Origin of the sequence: Pseudomonas sp. PP3 (genome assembly GCF_905336995.1) — a bacterium.
Lineage (GTDB): Bacteria > Pseudomonadota > Gammaproteobacteria > Pseudomonadales > Pseudomonadaceae > Aquipseudomonas > Aquipseudomonas reinekei.
Genome location: NZ_HG995459.1, coordinates 1079532 through 1104999, shown reverse-complemented (window position 1 = coordinate 1104999; position 25468 = coordinate 1079532). Strand labels below are relative to the sequence as shown.

Sequence of the window (25468 nt, the reverse complement as noted above, 5' to 3'; positions counted from 1 at the left end):
ACAGACAAAATCCCGTGGCGAGCGAGCTTGCTCGCGCTGGGCTGGGCTGGGCTGGCATCACCACTATTGCCGTAACCGCAACAGTCCTTTCATGAATCCGCGCTTTTTCCCAACGCCCGACATCCTTATCTTTGCCCGCACCAAACAGCACTTGCCAAGCAAGAAGGTTTTAAAGATGTCCAACAGTATGGGTATTGCCAGCGCTTTCGTTTTGTCCTCTTTGTTCCTGTCGCCGTTCGCCATGGCTGAAGAGTCGCAGGCCTTTGTTGCACAAAACAGCACTCGTGCCGCTGCGTACAAAGAGCACCAAAGCGAGATGACAGCCAAAGCTCAGGAAGCCACCCAAGCTCCGCAAGCATCGAGCATTCAGTCCCGAGTCGACAAAGACAGCTGATTTTCGCGCATCGCTCCACTTTCCCTCGACACTTTTCATCGGCTCTTCCCTTTGAAAAGTTGTCTTCAAAGCCGCTACTATCAGCGGCTTTTTTTCGTTGTGGCTTTGGAACTCCAGTAACCGATCAAACAACCAGCCCTGTCGCTGGCCTCCAGATCGACTGCTAGGGTTATGGGACTACGCTTACTCAGTCATTCAAGCAGACGTCCTCTCCATGACCGAACGCCGTACTTCACACCGTTCACCGGAACTCCTGGTGATTCTCGGCAGCAGCCTGACGGTCATCGCGATACTCAGCATCGTGGCGTTTCTGCTGATTCGCGAACACGCCAACGCCCAACAGGCCGCTACGCGCGGCGCGACCACCATCGCGCAATTGATCGACGCCGACGTATTGCGCACGGTGGAACTCTACGACCTGACGCTGCGGGGCCTGATCGCCGCCGCACAGCGCGACGACCTCAAGCAGGTTTCCGCGCAGATCCGCCATCTGGTGCTCTTCGACCGCTCCACCACGGCGCGCTTCAAGGGTGACATCCTGTTGCTGGACAAACACGGCGAGGTGGTGGCCGACTCGTCATTGATCACGCCTAAACCCGGTAACTTCGCCGACCGCGACTACTTCCTCGTCCACGCCTTCAATCGCGACACCGGCATGTTCATCAGCCGGCCGTTCAAGCCTCGCTGCGATTGCGCCTACAGCGATGAATGGCAAATCAGTTTCAGCCGACGCATTTCCTCGTCCACGGGTGAGTTTCTTGGCGTGGCGGTCGCTTCGATGCGCTTGGCGTATTTCGATCAGTTGTTCAACAGCCTGGACATCGGCACTGACAGCACGCTGACCATCATCAACGACGACGGCACCCTGCTGGCGCAAAAACCGTTTCTTGCCGACAACACAGTCGGCAAAAGCTTCGCCGGCCGGCCCAACGTCGTGCGCATGCTGCGCGAGGGCAGCGGCAGCTTTGACGGAGTCTCGAGCGTCGACCAGCGGCCGCGCCTTTACACCTTCAGCCGCGTCGGCAACCTGCCGTTGACGGTCATCGTTGCGCTTTCCAGTGATGAAGTATTTGCAACCTGGTACCGCACCGCACTGGTCATCAGCGGCGCCACCGGGTTTCTGTGCATCGCGCTGTTGTGGCTGAGCGGGTTGCTCTGCCGCGAATTGCGCCTGCGCCACAACGCCGAGCAGGAACTGGCGCAACTGGCGGCGACCGATGCCTTGACCGGGGTGGCCAACCGTCGAACCCTCGACCAGACCCTGCGCCATGAATGGTTTCGGGCGCAACGATCCGGCCAACCGATGTCAGTGTTGATGATCGATGCCGACCACTTCAAAACCTTCAACGATCGCCACGGCCATCAGGCCGGTGACCAGGCTCTGTGTGCGCTGGCCGACGTCATTCGGGCCAACGTTCATCGCCCGGCGGACCTGGTTGCACGTTACGGCGGCGAAGAGTTTTCGGTGATCCTGGCGGAAACCGACAGCGAAGGTGCGCGGCAGATTGCCGAACATATCCGGGAGCAGGTCGAACAATTGCCGCCGGTGGCGCCTGATCAACCGCCGATGACCGTCAGCATTGGCATCAGTACCTGGACCACAGCGAAAGACTTGAGCCTGGAGCAATTGCTGTTCCTGGCGGACAAGGCGCTGTATCAAGCCAAGGAGCAGGGGCGCAATCGTGTGGTAGTCAACTGAAATGATCGTTCCCACGCTCTGCGTGGGAACGATCAGGCATAAAAAAAGGCCACCCGAAGGTAGCCTTTAAAAAACTAGAGAGGTTTTTTACTTACACGGCCGCAACAGGACGCATGTAAGAGATCGGTGCAGTGCTGGCGTCTTCGAAAGTCACGACTTCCCAAGCATCTGTCTGCTCAATCAACTTGCGCAGCAGCTGGTTGTTCAATGCATGTCCGGACTTGAAGCCCTTGAACTCACCAATCAGGCTATTGCCCAGCAGGTAGAGGTCACCAATTGCATCGAGGATCTTGTGCTTCACGAATTCGTCTTCATAGCGAAGGCCGTCTTCGTTCAGTACACCATCCGCGTCGACCACAATAGCGTTTTCAACGCTGCCGCCGAGTGCGAGGTTGTGCTTTCGCAGGTACTCGATGTCACTCATGAAACCAAAGGTACGGGCGCGGCTGACTTCTTTTACGAACGAAGTGCTGGAAAAATCCACGCTTGCACTTTGTGTGCGGTCACGGAAAACCGGGTGATCGAAATCGATCTCGAAGCTCACCTTGAAACCTTCGAAAGGGACGAAAGTGGCGCGCTTGTCGCCGTCTTCCACTGTCACTTCACGCAGGATGCGGATGAACTTCTTGGCGGCGTCCTGTTCTTCCAGGCCAGCCGACTGAATCAGAAATACGAAGGGTCCAGCGCTACCATCCATGATCGGGACTTCGGACGCGGAGAGCTCGACGTAGGCGTTATCGATGCCCAGGCCAGCCATGGCCGAGAGCAAGTGCTCCACCGTATCCACTTTGGTGTCACCGTTGACCAACGTGGTCGACATCGTGGTTTCACCAACGTTTTCCGCGCGGGCCGGGATCTGCACCACAGGGTCCAGGTCGGCACGAACAAACACGATGCCGGTGTCGACAGGCGCAGGCTTGAGGGTCAGGTAGACCTTCTCCCCGGAGTGCAGACCTACACCTGTGGCACGGATAATATTTTTCAGTGTGCGTTGTTTAATCATGGCTTGGGCCGCTTCAGCGCAAATTGCGAACTGGTATCAACAAAGGCTGGCGATGATAGCAGACCATGCCTTTGCTGAACACCAATCACCTTCATAGCCCTGATACATTTCATCAATCGGCCTGACGACGCAGGAATGCCGGGATGTCCAGGTAGTCCAGATCATCTTGCGGATTCATCTTCGCGGCAGCCGCAGCACCGGCCTGAGCCTGGTTGCGCATGACGGTCGGACGGTCCAGGTCACGGTAGTTAACCGCTGGAGCTTCCTGACGAACAGGGGCTTGTTGTTGTGGCTGCGAAGCCATCGAAGTGTGAACGGTATTGTCGATGACCTTCACAGGCTTCTCGATTTTAGCGCCCAGACCGGTTGCAACGACAGTCACGTGCAGCTCGTCGCGCATGTCCGGATCGATAACGGTACCGACCTTGACCATCGCGTGCTCGGAAGCGAAGGCTTCGATGATGCTACCCACGTCGGAGTACTCACCCAGGGACAGGTCAGGACCGGCGGTGATGTTCACCAGGATGCCGCGTGCACCTTGCAGGTTCACGTCTTCGAGCAACGGGTTGCGAATCGCCGCTTCAGTGGCTTCACGTGCACGGTTCGGACCGCTGGCGCAGCCAGTGCCCATCATCGCCATGCCCATTTCGCTCATCACGGTACGCACGTCGGCGAAGTCGACGTTGATCATGCCCGGACGCTTGATGATGTCGGAGATACCGCGAACGGCACCGGCCAGTACATCGTCAGCCTTGGCGAAAGCCGACAGCAGGCTGGCGTCTTTTCCGAGGATGGTCAGCAGTTTCTCGTTGGGGATAGTGATCAACGAGTCGACGCTTTCAGACAGCAGGCGAATACCTTCGTCGGCCAGCTGCATGCGCTTGCGACCTTCGAACGGGAATGGACGGGTCACCACCGCAACGGTGAGGATCCCCATTTCCTTGGCCACTTCGGCAATGATCGGCGCAGCACCGGTACCGGTACCACCGCCCATGCCAGTGGTGATGAACACCATGTTGGTACCCTGCAGGACTTCGGCAATGCGCTCACGGTCTTCGAGAGCGGCCTGACGACCTACTTCAGGGTTGGCACCAGCGCCCAGACCTTTGGTCACGCCGGTACCCAGTTGCAGGATGGTCCGCGCGCTGATGCTTTTCAGCGCCTGGGCATCAGTGTTGGCGCAGATGAACTCAACGCCTTCAATGTTGCTCTTGACCATGTGATTCACAGCGTTGCCGCCGCCACCGCCAACACCGATAACTTTAATAACCGGGCTTGCGGGGATGTTGTCTACGAGTTCGAACATTTTCCCTCTCCTTTACGTTCTCTAGTTTTTTCGCCTACTGCGTGTATCTACAACGGTGCTGCGGTAAATCTTTAGAAGTTGCCCTGTACCCAGCTCTTGATGCGATCGAGCAAGGCGCCTTTGGGCTCTTCGTTGCTGTAGCTGTCGCGACTGCCGATGCCCGAGAACGAAATGCCGTCGGATTGCTTCTGCAGGCCGTACATCAACAGGCCAACGCCGGTGGAATAAATCGGGTTGCGGACCACGTCATCCAGGCCCCTCACGCCGTGCGGAACGCCCAGGCGTACTGGCATGTGGAAGATTTCCTCGGCCAGTTCGGTGGCGCCTTCCATCTTCGACGTACCGCCGGTCAGCACGATGCCGGCCGGGATCAGGTCTTCGTAGCCGCTGCGACGCAGCTCGGCCTGGATCAGCGTGAACAGCTCGTCGTAACGCGGCTCGACCACTTCGGCCAGGGCCTGGCGGGACAGTTCGCGCGGCGGACGGTCGCCAACACTCGGCACCTTGATGGTTTCACCGGCACCCGCCAGCTTGGCCAGGGCGCAGGCGTAGCGAATCTTGATTTCTTCGGCGTACTGGGTCGGGGTGCGCAACGCCATGGCGATGTCGTTGGTCACCTGATCGCCCGCAATCGGGATCACCGCGGTGTGGCGGATCGCGCCTTCGGTGAAGATCGCGATGTCGGTGGTGCCGCCGCCAATATCCACCAGGCACACGCCCAGCTCTTTCTCGTCGTCGGTCAGGACCGAATAGGCCGAAGCCAGTTGCTCGAGAATGATGTCGTCGATTTCCAGGCCACAGCGGCGCACGCATTTTTCAATGTTCTGTGCGGCGTTGACGGCGCAGGTGACCACGTGAACCTTGGCTTCCAGACGAACGCCGGACATGCCCAGTGGCTCGCGCACGCCTTCCTGGTTATCGATCACGTAATCCTGCGGCAGGGTGTGCAGCACACGCTGGTCGGCCGGGATCGCCACGGCCTGCGCGGCGTCGAGCACGCGCTCAAGGTCGGCGGAGCTGACTTCGCGATCACGAATCGCCACGATGCCGTGGGAGTTCAGGCTGCGGATGTGATTGCCGGCCACGCCGACAAATGCCGAGTGAATGCGGCAACCCGCCATCAGCTGCGCTTCTTCAATCGCGCGCTGGATCGATTGCACGGTGGACTCGATGTTCACCACCACGCCTTTTTTCAGGCCACGGGACGGGTGCGTACCGATCCCGACGATTTCCAGCGTGCCGTCGTCCGAAACCTCGCCCACCAGCGCCACCACCTTGGAGGTGCCGATATCGAGACCGACGATCATTTTGCCGCTTTGCACGTTTGCCATGGGTCCTGCCTCTTCTTAATTCTTCGCGACAGCGGGTTGGGCTGCCGTCGGCGCTACTGGTTCCCGCCAGCCAACAGCAAGGCCGTTGGCGTAGCGCAGATCGATGCGCGCAATGTTCGTAATCTGTTCTTTGAGCGTCTTGTCATAGATGGCAATGAAACGGCGCATCTTTTCCACCTGGTTGCCGCGCCCCAGCAGCAGTTCGATCCCGGGGCCCGCACTGCCTGGGCCGGTGGTCAGGAACCAGCTGCCTCGTTCACGCAGCTCCAGGCGCGCAATCGAGAAGCCCAGCGGTCTGAGCATCTGGCTCAGGACCTGGTATTGCTGCATCACCTGCTGTTGCGCCCGTTGTGGACCAAACAGCTGAGGCAAGTGTTCGTAGTTCGCCAACTCACGCGGGGTGAAAGCCTGGCCCTGGTTGTTCAACAGCGATTCGTCACCCCAACGGGCGACCGGCAGTTGCTCCTCCAGGCGGATCACCACCTGATCCGGCCACACCCTGCGCACTTCGGCGTGGGCAATCCATGGCATCTGTTCCAGCTCGGTGCGCATGCTCGCCAGGTCGATGGTGAAGAAACTCGACGCCACATACGGGGCGATTCGCTGCTGCACCGCTTGCTGGCTGATGTAACTCAAGTCGCCCTGCACATTGACCTTGGTGATCGGCCGGTCGGCGTACGGCAGCAAACGCTGCGCGCCTTCGTAGGTACCGAACCCCAATGCCACCAGCAGCACCGGCCAGAACAGGCTTTTCAGAAAGCCAAAATTGGCTTTCGGCAGGCGCGCAGACATCGGCTCTTTGGCAACCATTCGGCTGGCACCCCGCGGCACCGGCTTGCGGCCGGGAACGGGTGGCTGATGACGAAGCTGAGCGCCTTGCATGGTCTTAACCTCTTGCCTCAATACTTGCGGCCAGGATCGCCAGAACCAGTTGCTGGAAATCCAGACCGGCCGCACGGGCCGCCATCGGAACCAGACTGTGATCGGTCATGCCCGGTGCGGTATTCACTTCCAGAAACCAGAACTGCCCGTCGGCGTCCTGCATCACGTCTGCCCTGCCCCAACCGGCGATACCCAGCGCTTCACAGGCTTTCGCCGTGAGGTCCATGAGTTCCTTTTCCTTGGTGCTGTCCAGCCCGCATGGAATGCGGTACTGGGTATCGTTGGCGATGTACTTGGCGTCGTAGTCGTAGAAACTGTGCGTCGTGCCCAGGGCGATAGGAGGCAACACCTGGTCACGCAGGGTGGCGATGGTGAACTCCGGACCTTGAATCCATTGCTCGACCAACACTTGCGAATCGTAGGTACTGGCCGCTTTCCAGGCGTCGATCAATTCGGACGCGGAAGTCACTTTGGCCATACCGATACTTGAACCTTCATGGGCCGGTTTGACGATCAAAGGGAAGCCCAGTTCCGTCGCTGCCGAAATACAATCGGCCTCGCTGCGCAGTACTGCGTGACGCGGCGTCGGAATCCCGAGGCTGTGCCAGACCTGCTTGGTACGCAGCTTGTCCATGGCCAGTGCCGAGGCGAGGATGCCGCTGCCGGTGTACGGAATGCCCAGACATTCGAGCAGGCCCTGCATGCTGCCGTCCTCACCACCGCGACCGTGGAGGATGATGAAGGCGCGGTCGATTTTTTCACTCTGCAGACGCTGCAACAGGTCATCACCCACGTCGAGGCCGAACGCATCCACGCCCGCGCTTTGCAGCGCATCGAGAACGGCATTGCCCGACTTCAGGGACACTTCGCGCTCGGCACTCTTGCCGCCGAACAACACGGCGACGCGGCCGAAGTCCTTCGGCGCAAGGGTGGAGACGAGGTTGGCGTAAGCAGCAGTCATTTCAACTTCCCCTCGACCGGTGCTGCAACGGCACCGGCGAACAACGGACTATTCAACAGTTTTGGCGCGAGGCCACCGATATCACCGGCGCCCTGGCACAGCAGGATGTCGCCGGCACGCAGCAGCGGCTTGACCACTGGCGCGAGGTCGACACCGCGCTCGATGTAGATCGGGTCGAGCTGACCGCGCTGACGGATGCTGTTGCACAGCTTGCGGCTGTCGGCACCCGGGATCGGCTCTTCGCCGGCCGGATAGACTTCCATCAGCAGCAGTACGTTGGCGTCGGCCAGTACATTGACGAAGTCGTCGTACAGGTCGCGGGTACGGCTGTAACGGTGCGGCTGGTAAACCATCACCAGTCGGCGCTCCGGCCAGCCGCCGCGCACAGCCTTGATCACCGCTGCCACTTCGGTCGGGTGATGCCCGTAGTCGTCGACCAGCATCACGCTGCCGTCGTCCACCGGCAGTTCGCCGTAGACCTGGAAGCGTCGGCCGACACCCTGGAATCCGGACAGGCCCTGGACGATGGCTTCATCGCTGACGCCTTCGTCGGTGGCGATGCAAATGGTCGCCAGTGCATTCAATACGTTGTGGTTGCCCGGCATGTTCACCGAGACATCCAGCGGCTCGCGATCCGGACGCAGCACGGTGAAGAAGGTCTGCATGCCTTGCTGACGCACATTGATGGCGCGCACGTCGCAGTCGTCGCCGAAACCGTAAGTGACGGTCGGACGCTTCACCTGTGGCAGGATTTCACGCACCACCGGATCGTCCAGGCACACCACGGCCAGACCGTAGAACGGCAGGTTGTGGAGGAACTCGACGAAGGTTTTCTTCAGCTTGTTGAAGTCGCCGTCATAAGTCGCCATGTGATCGGCGTCGATGTTGGTGACCACGGCCACCAGCGGTTGCAGGTGCAGGAAGCTGGCATCGCTTTCGTCGGCTTCGGCGATCAGGTAACGGCTGGTGCCGAGTTGGGCATTGGTGCCCGCGGCATTCAAACGACCACCGATTACGAACGTCGGGTCCAGGCCACCGGCGGCGAACACCGAAGCGATCAGGCTGGTGGTGGTGGTTTTGCCATGAGTACCGGCGACGGCGATGCCGTGGCGATAGCGCATCAGCTCAGCCAGCATTTCGGCGCGCGGTACCACTGGGATGCGGCGTTCCAGTGCGGTCGCGACTTCCGGGTTGGACGTGTTCACGGCACTCGACACCACCAGCACGTCGGCGGCGGCAGCGTTCTCGGCACGGTGACCGATGAAAATCTTTGCGCCGAAGGTTTCCAGGCGCTCGGTGACCGGCGAAGCCTTCAGGTCGGAACCGGACACTTCATAGCCCAGGTTCAACAACACTTCGGCGATCCCGCACATGCCCACGCCGCCGATACCGACGAAGTGGATGCGGCGGATGCGGCGCATTTCCGGTTGCGGCATGGCTTTCTGATTCTCAACCATGGGCCACCTCCAGACAGGTATCGACCACGTTACGGGTAGCGTCGGGTTTGGCCAGACGGCGGGCCGCTTGGGCCATTTCTTCGAGTCGTTGCGGTTGCATCAGGACCTCTGTCAGGCGCGCGGCAAGATCCGCTGCACCAGTCGTTCTTTGTGGCATCAGGAAGGCAGCGCCTTCACGGGCCAAATAATCGGCGTTGCGGGTCTGGTGATCGTCGATCGCATGGGGCAAAGGCACCAGCAACGAAGGCAGACCGGCGGCGGCCAGTTCACTGATGGTCAGCGCGCCTGCGCGACATACCACCAGGTCGGCCCAGCCATAGGCTTGGGCCATGTCTTTGATGAAAGGCTGCACTTGCGCCTCGACGCCAGCCGCGCGATAGCGCTCTGCAGTCACTTCATCGTGGTTTTTGCCGGCCTGATGGAACACGTCCGGGCGCAGGTCAACAGCGACTTGCGACAGGGCTTCAGGCAGCAACTTGTTCAACGGTTCTGCGCCCAGGCTTCCGCCGAGGATCAGCAAACGTGCCTTGCGGCCAGCCAGGGCTGGTCGCGATGTTTCGAGGAACAGCTCGGTGCGCACCGGATTACCGGTGGTCCGACGGCTGCTCGACAGGGTAAAGGTGTCGGGGAACGCTTCACAGACTCGGGCGGCGAACGGCACCAGCAACCGATTGGCGGTGCCGGCCACGGCGTTCTGTTCGTGAACGATCACCGGCACACCGGCCAGTTTGGCCGCAACGCCACCAGGACCGGTCACATAACCACCAAAACCGACCACGCAGGCTGGCCGCAGCTGACGAATGATCGCCCGCGCCTGCCAGACCGATTTGAGCAACATGAACGGCGCCTTGAGCAGGGACAATTTGCCCTTGCCCCGCAGACCGCTGGCGTTGATCCGGTGCAATTCAATGCCGGCTGCCGGGACCAGATCGTTCTCAATGCCGCGCGGCGTACCGAGCCAGTGCACGGTGTAGCCACGGGCCTGGAATTCACGGGCACAGGCCAGTGCCGGGAACACGTGCCCCCCGGTGCCGCCTGCCATGATCAATACGTTAGCGCCCATGGTTCGGCTCCTCGGCGAAGTCGCTCTCATGGAACTCCATCTCTTCACTGCCCAGGTGGGTTCGGCTCTCCCACTCAATGCGCAACAACAACCCGAGACAGGCACAGCAGATCACCAGCGAGCTACCGCCATAACTGAGGAACGGCAAGGTCAGACCCTTGGTCGGCAGCAGGCCCACGTTCACGCCGATGTTGATCAGGAACTGGCCGATCCACAGGAACGACAACCCGTAGGCAACATAGGCGGCGAAGAACTGCTTGGCCTTCTCGGCCCACAAGCCGATGTACATGCCACGGATACACACGAAGCCGAACAACGCGACGGTGCACAGGGAGCCGACCGCACCCAGCTCTTCGGCGAGCACCGAGAACACGAAGTCGGTGTGAGCTTCCGGCAGGTAGAATTGTTTCTGCACGCTGTTGCCCAGGCCAACGCCCAGCCATTCACCACGGCCGAAGGCGATCAGGGCCTGGGACAGCTGATAACCGGCACCGAACTGGTCAGCCCACGGGTCGGCAAAGTTGGTCAGACGCGCCATTCGATAAGGCTGCATCTGAATCAACAGCACCACGGCCCCGACGGCCAGCACCACCATCAAGGAGAAACGGAACAAGCCGACCCCGCCAAGGAACAGCATCGCCGCCGCAGCCCCCATCATCACGACGGTGGCACCGAAGTCCGGCTCCATCAGCAACAGGCCCGCCATGGGCAGCAACACGATGAACGGCTTGAAGAAGCCCATCCAGCTTTCACGCACTTCTTTCTGGCGACGCACCAGATAGCCCGCGAGGTAGATCACCACGAATACCTTGGCGATCTCGGACGGCTGGACGTTGAAGAAACTGAAGCCGATCCAGCGCATCGAACCGTTCACTTCACGGCCGATGCCCGGGATGATCACCATCACCAGCAAGCCGAACGCACCGATCAGCATCAGCCAGCCCAGGCGTTGCCACGTAGCGATCGGGATCATCATGGTGACGATGCAGGCGCCCAGGCCCAGCACCACATATATAAGGTGGCGAATCATGTAATACAGGGCACTGCCCGATTGCACCGCCGCCACTTCGGTGGAGGCCGATGCGATCATGATCAGGCCGAGACCGAGCAGCGCCAGGCAACCGGCAAGCATCGGGAAATCGAGGTCGATGCCGCGCCCGGTAATGAGCGGCGAAGGATACGGCTTGATGATGTTAAGCAGACTCATGCCAGTTCCTCCACGGTTTGGACGAACTGGTGACCACGGTCTTCGTAGTTCTTGAACATGTCGAAACTGGCGCAGGCCGGCGACAGCAGCACCACGTCACCCGGTTGGGCAGCGGCACGGCATTGCGCCACGGCTTCGACCAGGGAGTTCGCACGAATCAGCGGCGCACCATCACCGATGGCCTCGCCGATCTTGTCGGCGTCACGGCCCATCAGGATCACGGCGCGGCAGTTGGCCGCCACCGGATCGCGCAGGTCCTTGAACTCGGCACCCTTGCCGTCGCCACCGGCGATCAGCACGATCTTACCGTCGATGTCCGCACCCAGACCTTCAATGGCCGCCAATGCAGCGCCGACGTTGGTGGCCTTGGAATCGTTGTAGTAACCCACACCATCCAGGTCGCGTACCCACTGGCAGCGATGCTCAAGCCCGGCGAACGTCCGCAGGGCTGACAGCATGGCATCGAACGGCAAGCCGACCGCATGGCCCAGGGCCAGGGCTGCCAACGCGTTGGACTGGTTGTGTGCGCCACGAATTTTCAACTCGCGCACCGGCATCAGGTTCTGGAACTCGAAGGCCAGGTACTTTTCGCCGTCTTCTTCGCGAATACCGAACGCCTTGAAATCGGGCTTGCTCAAACCGAAGGTCCAGCACGGCTGGCCCTCGCCCATCAGGGGACGGCTCAGGGCATCCTGACGGTTGACCACGAACTGCCTGGCGCCACGGAAGATCCGGTGCTTGGCCAGGTGATAGGCCGGCAGACCGCTGTAACGGTCCATGTGGTCTTCGCTGATGTTGAGCACGGTCGCCACTTCAGCGTTGAGCTGATCGGTGGTTTCCAGTTGAAAACTCGACAGCTCCATCACGTACAACTCGATGTCGTCGCTGAGCAAGTCCAGCGCCGGCGTACCGAGGTTGCCACCGACGGCGACACGCTTGCCGGCCGCAGCCGCCATCTCGCCGACCAGGGTGGTCACGGTGCTTTTCGCGTTGGAACCGCTGATGGCCACGATCGGCGCCTTCGCGTTACGCGCGAACAGTTCGATGTCGCCGGACAATTTCACGCCACGGGCGGCGGCAGCCTGCAGGGCCGGGGTCGCCAGGGCCAGGCCGGGGCTCACGTAGAGCTCGTCGGCACGGCACAGGAATTCGACGTCCAGCTCGCCACAACGCACTTCCACGTGCGGATAGTCACGCTTGAGCGTGGCCAGTTCCGGTGGATTTTCCCGCGTATCGGCCACGGCAAACGCCACGCCCCGGTTCGCCAGGAAGCGAACCAGGGACATGCCGCTCTTGCCGAGGCCGACAACGATGCGGAAGTGGTCAGAAGCGATCAGAGACACGAGTTTCTACCTCAGCTTCAGGGTGGCAAGGCCGACCAACACGAGAATCACGGTGATGATCCAGAAACGGACGATCACGCGCGGCTCGGGCCAGCCCTTGAGTTCAAAGTGGTGGTGAATCGGTGCCATGCGGAACACACGGCGACCGGTCAGCTTAAAGGAGGCAACCTGTATGACGACTGACAGGGTTTCCATCACGAACACGCCGCCCATGATGAACAGGACGATTTCCTGACGGACGATCACTGCAATGGTGCCCAGGGCCGCGCCCAGCGCCAGTGCGCCGACGTCCCCCATGAAGACTTGCGCCGGGTAGGTGTTGAACCACAGGAACCCCAGGCCCGCACCGATCAGTGCGCCGCAGAACACGATCAGCTCGCCCGCGCCGGGTACATAAGGAATCAGCAGGTATTCGGCGAATTTCACGTTACCCGACAGGTAGCAGAAAATGCCCAGGCCACCGCCAACCATCACGGTCGGCATGATCGCCAGGCCGTCGAGGCCGTCGGTCAGGTTGACCGCGTTGCTCGAACCGACGATCACGAAATAGGTCAGGACGATGAAACCGGCGCCCAGCGGAATGCTGTAGTCCTTGAGCATCGGCAGGATCAGCGTGGTTTCCACCGGCGTGGCAGCGGTCATATAAAGGAAGATCGCCGCACCCAGGCCGAACACCGACTGCCAGAAATACTTCCAGCGGCTCGGCAAGCCACGGGAGTTCTTCTCGATCACTTTACGGTAGTCATCGACCCAGCCGATGGCGCCGAACAGCAAGGTCACCAGCAATACGACCCAGACGTAGCGGTTGGTCAGGTCGGCCCACAGCAGGGTGCTGACGCCGATCGACGACAGAATCAGCGCGCCGCCCATGGTCGGGGTGCCCGACTTGGACAGGTGCGATTGCGGACCATCGTTACGAACGGACTGGCCGATCTGACGGTTCTGCAAAGTGCGGATCATCCACGGGCCATAGCACAGCGACAAAACCAGCGCGGTCAGTACACCGAGAATCCCGCGCAGGGTCAGGTACTGGAAGACCGCGAAGCCTTTGTAGAACTGTTGCAGATACTCCGCTAGCAGCAGCAGCATTAATGTTTCTCCAGACTGGTCCCGCACAAAGCGGCGACGATGTTTTCCATCGCAGCGCTGCGCGAGCCCTTGATCAAAATAGTGGTGTTTGTATCTTGCTCGGCGCCCAAGGCGTTGATCAGTTCAGCCTGCGTGCTGAAATGAAAGGCCTGTGGACCGAAAGCGTTGACGGCGTGAACCATCATGGGTCCGACGGCGTATAGCGCAGAAACCTTGCCACGGGCGTACTCGCCCACGTCGCGGTGCCCCTGCTCCGCCCAATCGCCCAACTCGCCGATATCCCCGAGCACCAGAACGGTGCGGCCGGAAAAGCCGGCGAGTATATCAACGGCGGCGCACATCGAGGTGGGGTTCGCGTTGTAAGTGTCATCAATGACGCGCATGCCATTAGTGGCCAGTTGCGCGACGGTACGGCCCTTGACCGGCTGCACGGCGCCAAGACCGGCGGCGATACCGAACAGCGACACGCCCAGGGCATGGGCAGCAGCGGCGGCAGCCATCGCGTTGGCCACGTTATGGGTGCCGAGCAGGTTCAATTGCACGCGCTCCACACCTTCAGGCGTGTGCAGATTGAACGCCGGGCAACCCCGGGCATCGGTGGTCAGGTCACTGGCATAGAAGTCGGCGCCGGTGTTGCTCAAGGCGAACGTCAGTACTTTGCGTTCGCCTGCACGCGCCTTCCAGATAGCGAATGCCTTGTCGTCAAGATTGAGAACGGCGACGCCATCGGCATCCAGCCCTTCGATAATCTCGCCCTTGGCTTCGACGATTTTTTCCGGCCCGCCGAACTCGCCAACGTGTGCGGTCCCGGCGTTATTGAGAATGGCCACGTGGGGTTTGGTCATGCCCACGGTGTAGGCAATTTCACCCAGACGCGAGGCGCCGAGCTCAATCACTGCAGCGGTGTGTTCCGGCGCCAGTTCGAGCAGGGTCAGCGGAGCGCCGAGGTCATTGTTCAGGTTGCCACGGGTCGCCAGCACCGGACCGCGGGTGCGCAGGATGCTCGCGAGCATTTCCTTGACCGTGGTCTTGCCGCTGGAACCGGTAATGGCGGCGACCGGTTGAGTGAAGGCCTGGCGGTTCAGGGCTCCCAACTGGCCGAGGGCCTTGCGGGTATCGCTGACCAGCAATTGCGGCAGCGTGCTATCGGCGACTTCGCGCTCGACCAATGCCGCCACGGCGCCTTTCGCCGCCACGTCATTCAGATAATCGTGACCATCGAAACGCGGACCGGTCAGGGCAATGAATAGCTGGCCCGGCCTGATCGCACGGCTGTCGATGCTGACACCGTCGAAGCTTGCATCGGCGCCAATCAGACGAGCATTCAGCGCGCCGGTCAGTTCGCTCAGTTTCAAGGCTTTAAGCATGGGCCACCTCCCACGCGGTCAACGCATGATCGGCTTCGACCAGATCGGAGAAGGCATGGCGCTCGCCGTTGATTTCCTGATAGTCCTCGTGACCTTTACCCGCCAGCACGATCACGTCGTCCGCAGACGCGGCGGCGATCAATTGGGCAATCGCCTGGCCACGGCCAGCCACGAAGGTAACTTTATCCACAGCCGTGAAACCGGCACGGATGTCATCGAAAATAATCGCCGGGTCTTCGGTGCGCGGGTTGTCGTCAGTCACCAGCACGCCATCGGCCAGGCGCTCGACCACTTCGGCCATCAGCGGACGCTTGCCGCGATCGCGGTCACCGCCACAGCCGAACAGGCACAGCAGCCGACCTTTGACGTGCGGACGCAATGCCGTCAGGACTTTTTCCAGGGCATCCGGGGTGTGGGCGTAATCGACCACCACCAACGGCTGAGTACCGCCACCGAGACGCTGCATGCGTCCGGCGGGGCCTTCAAGTTTCGGCAGCACCTTGAGAATTTCGTCCAGCGCGTAGTCGAGGCCGAGCAAGGCACCCACCGCCGCCAGAACATTGCTCAGGTTGAAACGACCGAGCAAGGTGCTGCGCAGATGGTGCTCGCCCTGAGGCGTGACCAGCGTGGCGCGCACGCCTTCGTCGTCGAACTGGGCTTCGCGGCAATACAGGTAGGCGCTGCTGTCGAGCAGGCTGTAGGTGATCAACCGCGACTCGCGTTTTTCAGCAGCCAGTTGCCGGCCGAAATCGTCGTCGAGGTTAACCACCCGGCACTTCAAATCGTTCCAGGCGAATAGCTTGGCCTTGGCTTCGCCGTAGGCCTGCATGGTGCCGTGGTAATCCAGATGATCGCGGGACAGGTTGGTCATCACCGCCACATCAAATGCCAAGGCAGTGACACGGCCCTGATCCAGGCCATGGGACGACACTTCCATGGCGACAGCTTTGGCACCGGCCTTTTTCAGGTCGCCCAGAGTCGCTTGCACAGCGATCGGATTCGGCGTGGTGTGCAGGCCGCTTTCCAGCGCGCCGTAGAAACCGGAACCCAGCGTGCCGACGATGCCGCAGTGCTGACCGAGCAGATCCAGCGCCTGGGCAACCAGCTGGGTCACGCTGGTCTTGCCGTTGGTGCCGGTCACGCCGACCAGATTCAGATGATGACTCGGCTCGCCATAAAAGCGTCCGGCGATGTCCGACAGCTGCGCAGCCAGGCCTTTGACCGGAATCAATGGCACGTCAGTGATCGGCAGCACGGTGGCGCCTTCTACTTCATACGCCACGGCTGCGGCACCGCGCTGCAGCGCATCGCCAATGTGTGCACGACCGTCGAATTTGCCGCCCGGCACAGCGAGGAACAAATCACCCGCGCGCACGTTGCGGCTGTCGAGCGCCAATTCACGGATCAATAGATCGTGGCCGGCGTGGGGGAAAATCTTGTTCAAACTTAGAGACATCAGCCGCGCCCTCCATTGGCTTTCAGTGGAACGACCGGCGTCGCGTTCGCTTGTTGAGTGGGTGGCAGGTTGTCCGGCGTGACGTTCATCAGGCGCAGAGTGCCGGACATCACGCGGCTGAACACCGGCGCCGATACCAGGCCACCGAAGTAACCGGCCTTGGTCGGCTCGTCGATGACTACCACGATGGCGTAACGCGGATCGCTCATCGGGCCGAAACCGGCGAACAGCGAGCGGTAGGAGTTTTCGGCGTAGCCCTTGGCACCCACCGAGGTTTTGCGTGCAGTACCCGACTTGCCGCCCACGTGATACGCCGGCACCTGCGCACGGAACACGCCGCGCGGTGCTTCGATCACTTGTTGCAACATGGTTTGCATGGTTTTTGCGACCGCTTCGGGCAGCACTTGCGTCGTTTGCGGCGCTTTGTCGGTTTTGATCAGTGTCAACGGCGCGAGGCGACCGTTGTTGGCCAGCGCCGAGAAGGCGTGAACCAACTGGATCGCGGTCACGGAAACGCCGTAGCCGTAGGATAGCGTCGCGGTCTCGGCCTTGCGCCATTCGCGATAGTTCGGCAGGTTACCGACGCGCTCGCCGGGGAAACCGAGGCCGGTGTCCTGGCCGAGGCCGACTTTCTGTGCCAGACGGAAAATCGTCTCGCCACCGATATCGAAGGCGATCTTACTCATGCCCACGTTACTGGAATTGATCAGAATGCCCGTCAGGTCGAGCACCGGACCTTCGGTCTTGGACACGTCCTTGATGGTGTACTTGCCGATCTGCAAGGAGCCCGGGTACACCTCGACAGTGTCGGTCGGTTTCCAGCGGCCGGTTTCGATCGCGGCGCTCATGGAAATCGCCTTCATGGTCGAACCCGGTTCGAACACGTCGATCATTGCGCGGTTACGCATCATCGCTGGCTGCAGGTTGCGGCGGTTGTTCGGGTTGTAGGTCGGCTGGTTGACCATGGCGAGAATCTCGCCGGTCTTCACGTCCATGATCACCAGGCTGCCGGCCTTGGCGCCGTTCTCGATGATCGCGTTGCGCAATTCGCGGTTGGCCAGGTATTGCAGACGCAGGTCAATGGACAACGCCAAGGGCTTTCCGGCCTTGGCGTTTTTAGTAACCTGGACATCTTTGATCAACCGGCCGCGCCGGTCCTTGATCACCTGACGCTTGCCCGGCACCCCGGCCAGCCATTCGTCGTAAGCCAGTTCGACACCTTCTCGACCGTGATCGTCGATGTCGGTAAAGCCGACCATATGCGCGGTGACTTCACCGGCCGGATAAAAACGGCGGAATTCTTCGATGCCATAGACGCCCGGCACTTTCAGATCGAGCACAGACTGACCCTGCTCAGGCGTCAGCCCGCGCACCAGGTAAATGAATTCTTTATTGGCTTGGGCCTCAAGACGCTCGGCCAGGGCTTTCGGGTCTTGCCCGAGCGCGGCGGCGAGTGCCGGCCACTTCTCTTTGGCCTGTTGCATTTCCTTGGCGTTGGCCCACAGGGTGGTCACCGGCGTACTGACGGCCAGCGGCTCGCCGTTACGGTCGGTAATCAGACCGCGGTGAGCCGGAATAGGAATATGTCGAACGCTGCGCGCGTCGCCCTGACCTTTAAGGAAGTCACGGTCAACCACTTGCAGGTCGATGATGCGCCAGCAAATCGCAGCCACCATGACGCCGAGCAAACCCAGCACCAGACGGAAACGCCACGGAAAGAGTGCGCCTTCGAGTTTCATCATGGCGCCACCATCTGCACGTCGGCGGCGCCGGGAATGCGCATTTTCAGTTGTTCGGTGGCCAGCACTTCGATACGGCTATGGGCGGTCCAGGTGCTCTGTTCCAGAATCAACCGGCCCCATTCAGCCTGCGCCTTGTCGCGCACGCTCAACTCGTTGTACAGCGAGTTCAACAATTGGCGATTCCAGTGCGCGCTGTAGGACACGCCGATGGCCGACACAAGCACGCCGACAAACAACAGCAGCATGAAAAAGCTTCCGCCGGGAAGTGGCTTGGCGAAAAGCTTGCTCACCGCAACTTCTCCGCCACACGCATGACAGCGCTACGGGAACGTGGGTTGGCTTTGAGTTCGGCGTCGGAGGCCGTCTGCGCTTTGCCATGGACTTTGATTTTCGGTTCGAAGGCGACGTGCCGAACCGGCAGGTTGCGCGGCAGGTTGTCGGCTTCGCCTTTCACCAGCTTGCGCATGAACAGTTTGACGATGCGGTCTTCCAGCGAATGGAAACTGATGACCACCAGCCGACCACCGACCTCCAGGCACTCCAGAGCAGCTTCGAGGCCGGTTTCCAGATCACCCAGTTCGTTGTTGACGTGAATACGCAGGCCCTGGAACGCGCGGGTTGCAGGGTTTTTACCTTTTTCCCAGGCAGGGTTGGCGACTTTCAAGACTTCGGCCAGATCGGCAGTGCGCTCGAACGGCTTGATATCACGACGCTCGGCCACGGCACGGGCCATGCGACCAGAGAAACGCTCTTCGCCGTATTCCTTGAATACGCGGGCAATTTCTTCCACCGGTGCGGTGTTGACGAACTCGGCAGCGCTGATCCCGCGGGACGGGTCCATGCGCATGTCCAAAGGTCCATCGTTGAGGAAACTGAAGCCGCGCTCCGGGTCGTCGAGCTGCGGCGAAGAGACGCCGAGGTCGAGCAAAATACCGCTGACTTTGCCGGTCATGCCGCGCTCGGCCACTTCGGAACCGAGCTCGGCAAAGCTGCGCTGCACAACGACAAAGCGGCCGTCTTCGGCCGCTAGCGTTTGCCCGGTGGCAATCGCTTGAGGATCTTTGTCAAATCCGAGCAACCGACCATCGGGACCGAGCTGGCTGAGGATCAACCGGCTGTGCCCGCCGCGCCCGAACGTGCCATCCAGATAGCAGCCATCAGGACGTACGGCGAGAGCCTCGACGGCTTCGTCAAGCAGTACGGTGATGTGGTTAAAGCCGCTATCAATAGTCACAGAATCAAATCACGCAGTTCATCAGGCATCGCGCCCGGTTGTTGAATAGCAGCCAGGTCAGCGGCAGAAACCGCATTCCAGGCATCCTCGTCCCACAATTGGAACTTGTTCAGTTGGCCTACCAACATCGCGCGCTTATCCAACTTGGCATATTCACGAAGACGCGGCGGAACCAGAAAACGACCACTGCCATCGAGCTCGAGGTCGACGGCATTACCAATCAGTAAACGTTGCAGGCGGCGGTTCTCTTCGCGAAGCGAAGGCAGTGCGCGCAGTTTGGTTTCAATAATTTCCCACTCATCGAGGGGGTAAACACACAAACACGGATCAACGGCATCAATGGTGACGATCAATTGCCCGGAACTACGCGAATCGAGCTCGTCACGGTACCGGCTCGGCATAGCGAGACGGCCCTTTGCATCGAGACTGATTGCGTTGGCTCCGCGAAACACGTCAGCGTTTCTCCAAATATTAGCGTTTTGCGTTCAAAAAACCCACTTCATGCCACTTTCCGCCACTTGCGCACACTATAGGAATGCGCCCACCACACCGTCAAGGCGCGCATTAAAGGAAAACCCTTACAGAACTGAGATTTAGGAGCATAAAAGGAGGGGTAACGAGAATCTGGCGGATGAAACCGACCAATAACTTGAATCAGCACGGAAGGCTGCGTTCGAAAGTTAAAGTAATTTATTAAGAGTAAGATTTTTTTGGTATTACGAAAGTGCTTCTGCCGACGATTCTTAAAGGAGGGAAACCTGTGCTGCGTGGAGTTATTGCGATCACTAAATGCGTGGGCTAATCGATATCACAAAAGCGCTTCTCCTGGCGACTCCGAGAGGAGGGAAATTGCTATCACCAGGACCCTGCTCAATGTTTAAGCAGAGGGAAGAAAAAGGTGGAGAGTCGATCTGTAAGCCGGGTTCTGTCTTGAACAGTCATTCGTCTACGATGGCCATCACTGGACATCTTTAGCAACCTACCCGGTCCCAGCGCGGGCCACGCCTTGGGACCCTATTTGGTCTTGCTCCAAGTGGGGTTTACCTAGCCACGAACTGTTGCCAGACGTGCGGTGCGCTCTTACCGCACCTTTTCACCCTTACCGGCGCCGAAGCGCTTAGGCGGTTATTTTCTGTGGCACTTTCCGTAGGCTCACGCCTCCCAGGCATTACCTGGCACTTCGCCCTATGGAGCCCGGACTTTCCTCCCCCCCCTAATTTTCATAGAGGGCAGCGACTGTCCGATCGACTCTCCGCCGCGCAGGTTAACGGCAGAGCGCCCGAAGAACAAGCGCTAAAAGCCTTCGAGGACGCCTGCGCGTCGGGTTTCACTCGCTTTTCTGTTTATCCAGTGCGACCTGATAAAGAACATTCTTACGCTCGCCGGTAATTTGCGCCGCCAATGCCGCCGCCCGCTTGAGCGGCATTTCTTCGAGCAACAGGTTGAGAACGCGCATGGCCTCGCTGCTGACCGCGTCTTCTGACTCGGGCGCCGTCCAGCCAGCGACCAGCACCACGCATTCGCCGCGCTGCTGATTGCTGTCCGACTCGACAAACTCGCGCAATTGAGCCAGCGGCAACCCTTTGAGCGTTTCAAAGGTTTTAGTCAATTCGCGAGCCAGCAATGCCGGACGCTCAGGTCCAAACACCAGTTCCATGTCCTGCAAACATTCCAGGATGCGGTGCGGCGCTTCGTAGAAAATCAGTGTGCGCGGCTCTTCCTTTACCAACTCAAGACGCGCACGCCGCCCCACAGCCTTGGCCGGCAGAAAGCCTTCAAAGATAAAACGGTCAGACGGCAACCCGGCTGCTGACAACGCCGCCACCAGAGCGCAGGCGCCCGGCACCGGCACCACGTTGATCCCGGCAGCGCGGGCCTGGCGCACCAGATGATAACCAGGGTCGGAAATCAGCGGCGTGCCGGCATCGGAGATCAGCGCCACATCGTCACCCGCGAGCAGACGGGTAATAAAGCGACTACCTTCATCGCGCTCGTTGTGCTCATGGCACGCCGCCAGCGGCGTCGGAATACCGAAGTGCTGCATCAAACGCTGGGAATGGCGAGTGTCCTCGGCGGCGATCAAGGCAACTTCGCGCAGGATCTTCAGCGCGCGCGCACTGATGTCGTCCAGGTTGCCGATGGGCGTCGCCACCACATAAAGCGAGCCAGCAGCGGAATTCAAAGCACCTGGAGCAGTCAAAGCGCACACCTCATGATCGATAAAGCGGCCATTGTAACCCGTAGCGACACTCGCGATGCGCGCGAGCAACACTCGCTTTTGCCGCCTTTTGTGCCGCACGGGAACATTTGCGCAAGCTAAATTGATCGATTCACGCCACTAACATCGCGCCCCGGCCAGTGCTTGGGTACAATTCCACGCTAATTTGATCGAGTATCAGGAACACTTACATGATCGCTTGCCTGCGGCTGTTTACTGCCCTCTGCCTCGCTGCCTTGCTGGCGGCTTGCGCCAGCTCGCCCTCCTCCAGCCTTGGCGAACTTCCACGGACCCCGGATGCCAGCATCGAGCAACTGCTCGAGAAGGCCGCTCAAAGCAAATCGCCGGAAGACGCTGCGCTGTTGCGCCTGAGCGCTGCTGACCTGACCTACCGCCAGGGCAATGCCGCCCAGTCCGCGCAAATCCTGCAGCAAGTACCCGTGGAACAACTCAAGCCCGGCCAGCAGGTATTCGCCAGCACACTGGCCGCCGAACTGGCGATGACTCGCAACCAGCCGAAAGCCGCGCTGACGGCCTTGAGCCATCCAAGCCTGCAACGCCTGGGCGAACTGCCGGAAGAGCAACAGATCCGCACCGGCACCGTTCGTGCCCGCGCCCTTGAAGCCGACGGCCAGACCCTGGCCGCCGCACGGGAGCGAATCTTCATCGCACCGATGCTCAAAGGTGAGGCTGCCAGCAAAAACCACGAAGCGATCTGGACACTGATCGCCTCGCTGCCGACCGATCAATTGCAGCCCAATAGCACCAACGACCTCGGCGGCTGGATGGGCCTGGCGCTGGCAGTGAAAACTGCCGGCACCCTGGAACAGCAACAGGCTGCCATCGACAACTGGCGCGAGCAGAATCCTAAACACCCGGCCGCCGTTCAGTTGCCGCTGCCATTGACCAAGCTCAAAGAGCTGGCCAGTCAGCCCCTGGGCAAAATCGCACTGTTGCTGCCGCAGGACGGCCCGTTGGCCTCCGTGGGCAAAGCACTGCGCGAAGGTTTCATGGCCGCTCACTATCAGGCGCAACAAGCCGGGCAGAAGCCGCCAGCCATCGAGTTCTATGACAGCTCGCGCCTGACCTCCCTCGACGAGTTCTACCGCAAAGCCCAGGCAGACGGCGTGCAACTGGTCGTCGGCCCGCTGGAGAAGCCGCTGGTCAAACAGCTGAGCACTCGCCCGCAACTGCCGCTCCCTACCCTGGCGCTGAACTACAGCGAAGGCGAACAAGGTCCGGCGCAGCTGTTCCAGTTCGGCCTTGCCGCTGAAGACGAAGCCCGCGAAGTGTCCCGCCGCGCTCGCGCCGACGGCCTGCATCGTGCTGCCATCATGGTGCCGAAAGGCGAATGGGGCGACCGCGTACTCAGGGCGTTCAGCCAGGACTGGCAAGCCAATGGCGGCAGCATCGTTGCCACCGAGCGTGTTGACCAACCCGTTCAACTGGCCCAGCAGATTGCCGACATGTTCCAGCTGCGCCAGAGCGAAGGCCGCGCCAAGAGCCTGCAAAGCACCGTAGGTTCTACGGTCGCTGCCCAGCCTTCGCGTCGTCAGGACATCGAGTTCATCTTCCTCGCCGCCACGCCGCAACAAGCGCAACAGATCAAGCCAACCCTGAACTTCCAGTACGCCGGTGACGTTCCGGTCTACGCCACTTCCCACGTGTTCAGCGCCAGCGGTGATGTGAACCAGTACAACGACATGAACGGCATTCGCTTCTGCGAAACCCCATGGCTTTTGGACGCGAATGATCCGCTGCGCCAACAAGTCACGGCGCAATGGCCACAAGCCGCCGGCAGCCTGGGTCGTTTGTATGCAATGGGTGTCGACGCCTATCGCCTGGCGCCACGCCTGGGCCAACTCAAGGCCCTGCCGGACAGCCGCATCGAAGGCCAGTCGGGCAGCCTGAGCATGACCCAGAACCAGCGCGTCGTGCGGCAGTTGCCGTGGGCCGAGTTCGTCAACGGTCAGGTTCAACGCCTGCCGAACACGCCACGCTGATGCCTGACAGGTCACGCCAGCAAAGCGGTAAAGATGCCGAGCGCCATGCGCTCGAGCATCTTCTACAACAAGGTCTGCGCCTGCTGGCGCAGAACTGGTTGTGTAAACGCGGCGAGCTTGATCTGGTCATGCTTGATGGCGATACAGTAGTATTCGTTGAAGTTCGCTACAGAAAAAACACTCAATGGGGTGGCGCGCTCGATAGCATTGATGAGCGCAAACGGCAGAAACTGATTTTTGCCGCGCAGTATTTTCTTCAGCGCGAGTCGCGCTGGGCCAATTCCCCTTGCCGTTTCGACGTGGTTGCCATCGACAGCAACCTCGATCAACTGAACTGGTTGCAGAATGCCTTCGACAGCTGATCGCCTGCGCCACGAAGCGGATACAATCCAACATTTTTGCTCTTTGTTTTGCGGGCTGCACTTTCACGTGCCGGACAGCCGCGCTCATTAAGGTCACACAGATGGACATGCAATCCAGAATTCGCCAGCTTTTTCAGGCCAGCATCGACACCAAGCAACAGGCGATGGACGTACTTGCACCGCACATCGAGCAAGCCAGCCAGGTCATGGTCAACGCACTGCTCAACGAAGGCAAAATGCTCTCCTGCGGCAATGGCGGTTCTGCCGGTGATGCCCAGCACTTCTCGTCGGAGCTGCTCAACCGCTTCGAACGCGAGCGCCCGAGCCTGCCGGCCATCGCACTGACCACCGACAGCTCGACGATCACCTCGATCGCCAACGATTACAGCTACAACGAAATCTTCTCCAAGCAGATCCGCGCCCTGGGCCAACCGGGCGACGTATTGCTGGCGATTTCCACCAGCGGCAACTCGGCAAACATAATTCAGGCGATCCAGGCCGCACATGATCGCGAAATGATTGTCGTAGCATTGACCGGTCGCGATGGCGGCGGCATGGCGTCGCTGCTGTTGCCCGAGGACGTGGAGATTCGCGTACCCGCCAACGTCACCGCACGCATTCAAGAAGTCCACCTGCTGGCGATCCACTGCCTTTGCGACTTGATCGACAGCCAACTGTTCGGGAGTGAAGAATGACCCCTAATCGCCTCGGCCTACTGGCCCTGACCCTGTGCCTCGGCATCAGCGGCTGCACCTCGGTGGTTAATGCCAGCCGAGAAGCCCCCATTGAAGACGACCGCGGTACCCGCACTTTCGGCAGCAAGATCGACGACTCGCTGATCGACACCAAGGTCGGCGTGAACATCGCCAAGGCCGACCCGGCCCTGGATAACGACTCGCACATCGTCGTGACCAGCTTCAACGGCGTAGTGCTGCTTGCCGGCCAAACCCCGCGTGCCGACCTCAAGGCCAAGGCCGAACAGGCCGCCGCGGCTGTTCAGCGCGTGAAGACGGTGCACAACGAACTGCAGGTTCTCCCACCCTCCGGCTTCCTGGCCCGCCAGAACGACACCTGGCTGACCTCCAAGATCAAGACGCAGATGCTCACCGATCCGAACATTCCGGGCTCGCGGATCAAGGTTGTCACCGAGAACGGCATCGTTTACCTGCTGGGCTTGCTGACCAAACAGGAAGCCGCCCAGGCGACCAATCTGGTGCAGGGCGTCTCTGGCGTGCAGAAGATTGTGAAACTGTTTGAGTACATCGACTGACCCTCTCGGCGATGGCGATGGCGATCTTGAAATCGCTATCGCCAGCAAGCCGGGTCCTGCAGTAATAAAAAAGGCGATCCA

Annotated in this window: 23 protein-coding genes and 1 other RNA gene; 6 read left to right on the top strand and 18 right to left on the bottom strand. The window is 60.4% G+C overall.

Translation table 11 applies throughout. The features are described 5' to 3' along the window. The first annotated feature begins 175 nt into the window (after positions 1–175). Positions 176–394 (top strand): hypothetical protein, encoded by a 219-nt coding sequence (locus KHO07_RS05120; RefSeq protein WP_212627589.1) that lies wholly within the window; start codon positions 176–178, stop codon positions 392–394. A gap of 214 nt (positions 395–608) precedes the next feature. After that, positions 609–2093 (top strand): GGDEF domain-containing protein, encoded by a 1485-nt coding sequence (locus tag KHO07_RS05115; protein WP_212626611.1) that lies wholly within the window; start codon positions 609–611, stop codon positions 2091–2093. A 91-nt stretch (positions 2094–2184) separates the two neighbouring features. Here KHO07_RS05115 and lpxC read toward each other — a convergent pair whose 3' ends face one another. The 18 genes from lpxC to rsmI form a co-directional block, all read right to left on the bottom strand. Continuing rightward, a complete protein-coding gene (gene lpxC / locus KHO07_RS05110; RefSeq protein ID WP_075945611.1) occupies positions 2185–3096 on the bottom strand; it encodes a UDP-3-O-acyl-N-acetylglucosamine deacetylase in 912 nt (303 codons plus the stop codon). 112 nt (positions 3097–3208) lie between these two features. Continuing rightward, complete coding sequence (gene ftsZ, locus KHO07_RS05105) at positions 3209–4402, bottom strand: cell division protein FtsZ (RefSeq protein ID WP_053154973.1); 1194 nt, start codon at positions 4400–4402, stop codon at positions 3209–3211. A gap of 71 nt (positions 4403–4473) precedes the next feature. Beyond that, positions 4474–5733, bottom strand: a complete 1260-nt coding sequence (ftsA, locus tag KHO07_RS05100; protein WP_056853192.1) for a cell division protein FtsA — start codon at positions 5731–5733, stop codon at positions 4474–4476. Between the two features lie 15 nt (positions 5734–5748). Beyond that, positions 5749–6615 (bottom strand): cell division protein FtsQ/DivIB, encoded by an 867-nt coding sequence (locus KHO07_RS05095; protein WP_150733852.1) that lies wholly within the window; start codon positions 6613–6615, stop codon positions 5749–5751. A 4-nt stretch (positions 6616–6619) separates the two neighbouring features. After that, on the bottom strand, positions 6620–7576 hold the full coding sequence (locus KHO07_RS05090) for a D-alanine--D-alanine ligase (RefSeq protein ID WP_075945614.1): 957 nt from the start codon (positions 7574–7576) through the stop codon (positions 6620–6622). After that, positions 7573–9033, bottom strand: coding sequence for a UDP-N-acetylmuramate--L-alanine ligase (gene murC / locus KHO07_RS05085; protein ID WP_150733853.1), 1461 nt, complete (start codon positions 9031–9033; stop codon positions 7573–7575). Before murC ends, KHO07_RS05090 begins: the two co-directional genes overlap by 4 nt. After that, positions 9026–10096 carry an undecaprenyldiphospho-muramoylpentapeptide beta-N-acetylglucosaminyltransferase gene (gene murG / locus KHO07_RS05080; protein WP_212626610.1) on the bottom strand — a complete coding sequence of 357 codons (1071 nt, stop codon included), beginning with the start codon at positions 10094–10096 and terminating at the stop codon, positions 9026–9028. The genes murC and murG overlap by 8 nt, the downstream gene beginning before the upstream one ends. Next, complete coding sequence (ftsW, locus tag KHO07_RS05075) at positions 10086–11297, bottom strand: putative lipid II flippase FtsW (protein WP_191635236.1); 1212 nt, start codon at positions 11295–11297, stop codon at positions 10086–10088. Before ftsW ends, murG begins: the two co-directional genes overlap by 11 nt. Before the next feature lie 2 nt (positions 11298–11299). Then, entirely contained in the window at positions 11300–12646 is a 1347-nt protein-coding gene (murD, locus tag KHO07_RS05070) for a UDP-N-acetylmuramoyl-L-alanine--D-glutamate ligase (protein ID WP_212626609.1), read from the bottom strand. 6 nt (positions 12647–12652) lie between these two features. Then, the gene (gene mraY / locus KHO07_RS05065) at positions 12653–13735 is read right to left on the bottom strand and encodes a phospho-N-acetylmuramoyl-pentapeptide-transferase (RefSeq protein WP_008005012.1); all 1083 of its coding nucleotides are present in this window, start codon (positions 13733–13735) and stop codon (positions 12653–12655) included. Further along, the gene (gene murF / locus KHO07_RS05060) at positions 13735–15102 is read right to left on the bottom strand and encodes a UDP-N-acetylmuramoyl-tripeptide--D-alanyl-D-alanine ligase (RefSeq protein WP_212626608.1); all 1368 of its coding nucleotides are present in this window, start codon (positions 15100–15102) and stop codon (positions 13735–13737) included. The genes mraY and murF overlap by 1 nt, the downstream gene beginning before the upstream one ends. Beyond that, a complete protein-coding gene (locus tag KHO07_RS05055; protein ID WP_150733858.1) occupies positions 15095–16558 on the bottom strand; it encodes a UDP-N-acetylmuramoyl-L-alanyl-D-glutamate--2,6-diaminopimelate ligase in 1464 nt (487 codons plus the stop codon). Before KHO07_RS05055 ends, murF begins: the two co-directional genes overlap by 8 nt. Then, positions 16558–18297 (bottom strand): penicillin-binding protein 2, encoded by a 1740-nt coding sequence (locus KHO07_RS05050; protein ID WP_191635237.1) that lies wholly within the window; start codon positions 18295–18297, stop codon positions 16558–16560. Before KHO07_RS05050 ends, KHO07_RS05055 begins: the two co-directional genes overlap by 1 nt. Continuing rightward, the gene (ftsL, locus tag KHO07_RS05045) at positions 18297–18590 is read right to left on the bottom strand and encodes a cell division protein FtsL (protein ID WP_075945622.1); all 294 of its coding nucleotides are present in this window, start codon (positions 18588–18590) and stop codon (positions 18297–18299) included. Before ftsL ends, KHO07_RS05050 begins: the two co-directional genes overlap by 1 nt. After that, a complete protein-coding gene (gene rsmH / locus KHO07_RS05040) occupies positions 18587–19528 on the bottom strand; it encodes a 16S rRNA (cytosine(1402)-N(4))-methyltransferase RsmH (protein WP_150733938.1) in 942 nt (313 codons plus the stop codon). Before rsmH ends, ftsL begins: the two co-directional genes overlap by 4 nt. A 2-nt stretch (positions 19529–19530) precedes the next feature. Then, positions 19531–19986 carry a division/cell wall cluster transcriptional repressor MraZ gene (gene mraZ / locus KHO07_RS05035; protein ID WP_007917012.1) on the bottom strand — a complete coding sequence of 152 codons (456 nt, stop codon included), beginning with the start codon at positions 19984–19986 and terminating at the stop codon, positions 19531–19533. A gap of 446 nt (positions 19987–20432) precedes the next feature. Beyond that, an RNA gene (gene rnpB / locus KHO07_RS05030) (RNase P RNA component class A) lies at positions 20433–20786 on the bottom strand. Between the two features lie 75 nt (positions 20787–20861). Next, positions 20862–21734, bottom strand: a complete 873-nt coding sequence (gene rsmI / locus KHO07_RS05025; RefSeq protein WP_150733862.1) for a 16S rRNA (cytidine(1402)-2'-O)-methyltransferase — start codon at positions 21732–21734, stop codon at positions 20862–20864. Positions 21735–21943: 209 nt separating this feature from the next. Here rsmI and KHO07_RS05020 point away from each other — a divergent pair, with 209 nt between their 5' ends. The 4 genes from KHO07_RS05020 (at position 21944) to KHO07_RS05005 (ending at position 25387) form a co-directional block, all read left to right on the top strand. Beyond that, positions 21944–23755 (top strand): penicillin-binding protein activator, encoded by a 1812-nt coding sequence (locus KHO07_RS05020; protein WP_212626607.1) that lies wholly within the window; start codon positions 21944–21946, stop codon positions 23753–23755. Continuing rightward, entirely contained in the window at positions 23755–24117 is a 363-nt protein-coding gene (locus KHO07_RS05015; protein WP_150733864.1) for a YraN family protein, read from the top strand. The genes KHO07_RS05020 and KHO07_RS05015 overlap by 1 nt, the downstream gene beginning before the upstream one ends. A 101-nt stretch (positions 24118–24218) precedes the next feature. Continuing rightward, entirely contained in the window at positions 24219–24812 is a 594-nt protein-coding gene (locus tag KHO07_RS05010) for a phosphoheptose isomerase (RefSeq protein WP_007904374.1), read from the top strand. Further along, on the top strand, positions 24809–25387 hold the full coding sequence (locus KHO07_RS05005; protein WP_008147477.1) for a BON domain-containing protein: 579 nt from the start codon (positions 24809–24811) through the stop codon (positions 25385–25387). The genes KHO07_RS05010 and KHO07_RS05005 overlap by 4 nt, the downstream gene beginning before the upstream one ends. Positions 25388–25468 lie beyond the last annotated feature (81 nt).

Bases quoted from the DNA above. Each gene is read 5' to 3' on its own strand.
- KHO07_RS05120 (WP_212627589.1), top strand. From the start codon at position 176: ATGTCCAACAGTATGGGTATTGCCAGCGCTTTCGTTTTGTCCTCTTTG.
- KHO07_RS05115 (WP_212626611.1), top strand. From the start codon at position 609: ATGACCGAACGCCGTACTTCACACCGTTCACCGGAACTCCTGGTGATT.
- lpxC (WP_075945611.1), bottom strand. From the start codon at position 3,096: ATGATTAAACAACGCACACTGAAAAATATTATCCGTGCCACAGGTGTA.
- ftsZ (WP_053154973.1), bottom strand. From the start codon at position 4,402: ATGTTCGAACTCGTAGACAACATCCCCGCAAGCCCGGTTATTAAAGTT.
- ftsA (WP_056853192.1), bottom strand. From the start codon at position 5,733: ATGGCAAACGTGCAAAGCGGCAAAATGATCGTCGGTCTCGATATCGGC.
- KHO07_RS05095 (WP_150733852.1), bottom strand. From the start codon at position 6,615: ATGCAAGGCGCTCAGCTTCGTCATCAGCCACCCGTTCCCGGCCGCAAG.
- KHO07_RS05090 (WP_075945614.1), bottom strand. From the start codon at position 7,576: ATGACTGCTGCTTACGCCAACCTCGTCTCCACCCTTGCGCCGAAGGAC.
- murC (WP_150733853.1), bottom strand. From the start codon at position 9,033: ATGGTTGAGAATCAGAAAGCCATGCCGCAACCGGAAATGCGCCGCATC.
- murG (WP_212626610.1), bottom strand. From the start codon at position 10,096: ATGGGCGCTAACGTATTGATCATGGCAGGCGGCACCGGGGGGCACGTG.
- mraY (WP_008005012.1), bottom strand. From the start codon at position 13,735: ATGCTGCTGCTGCTAGCGGAGTATCTGCAACAGTTCTACAAAGGCTTC.
- murF (WP_212626608.1), bottom strand. From the start codon at position 15,102: ATGCTTAAAGCCTTGAAACTGAGCGAACTGACCGGCGCGCTGAATGCT.
- KHO07_RS05055 (WP_150733858.1), bottom strand. From the start codon at position 16,558: ATGTCTCTAAGTTTGAACAAGATTTTCCCCCACGCCGGCCACGATCTA.
- KHO07_RS05050 (WP_191635237.1), bottom strand. From the start codon at position 18,297: ATGAAACTCGAAGGCGCACTCTTTCCGTGGCGTTTCCGTCTGGTGCTG.
- KHO07_RS05020 (WP_212626607.1), top strand. From the start codon at position 21,944: ATGATCGCTTGCCTGCGGCTGTTTACTGCCCTCTGCCTCGCTGCCTTG.
- KHO07_RS05015 (WP_150733864.1), top strand. From the start codon at position 23,755: ATGCCTGACAGGTCACGCCAGCAAAGCGGTAAAGATGCCGAGCGCCAT.
- KHO07_RS05010 (WP_007904374.1), top strand. From the start codon at position 24,219: ATGGACATGCAATCCAGAATTCGCCAGCTTTTTCAGGCCAGCATCGAC.
- KHO07_RS05005 (WP_008147477.1), top strand. From the start codon at position 24,809: ATGACCCCTAATCGCCTCGGCCTACTGGCCCTGACCCTGTGCCTCGGC.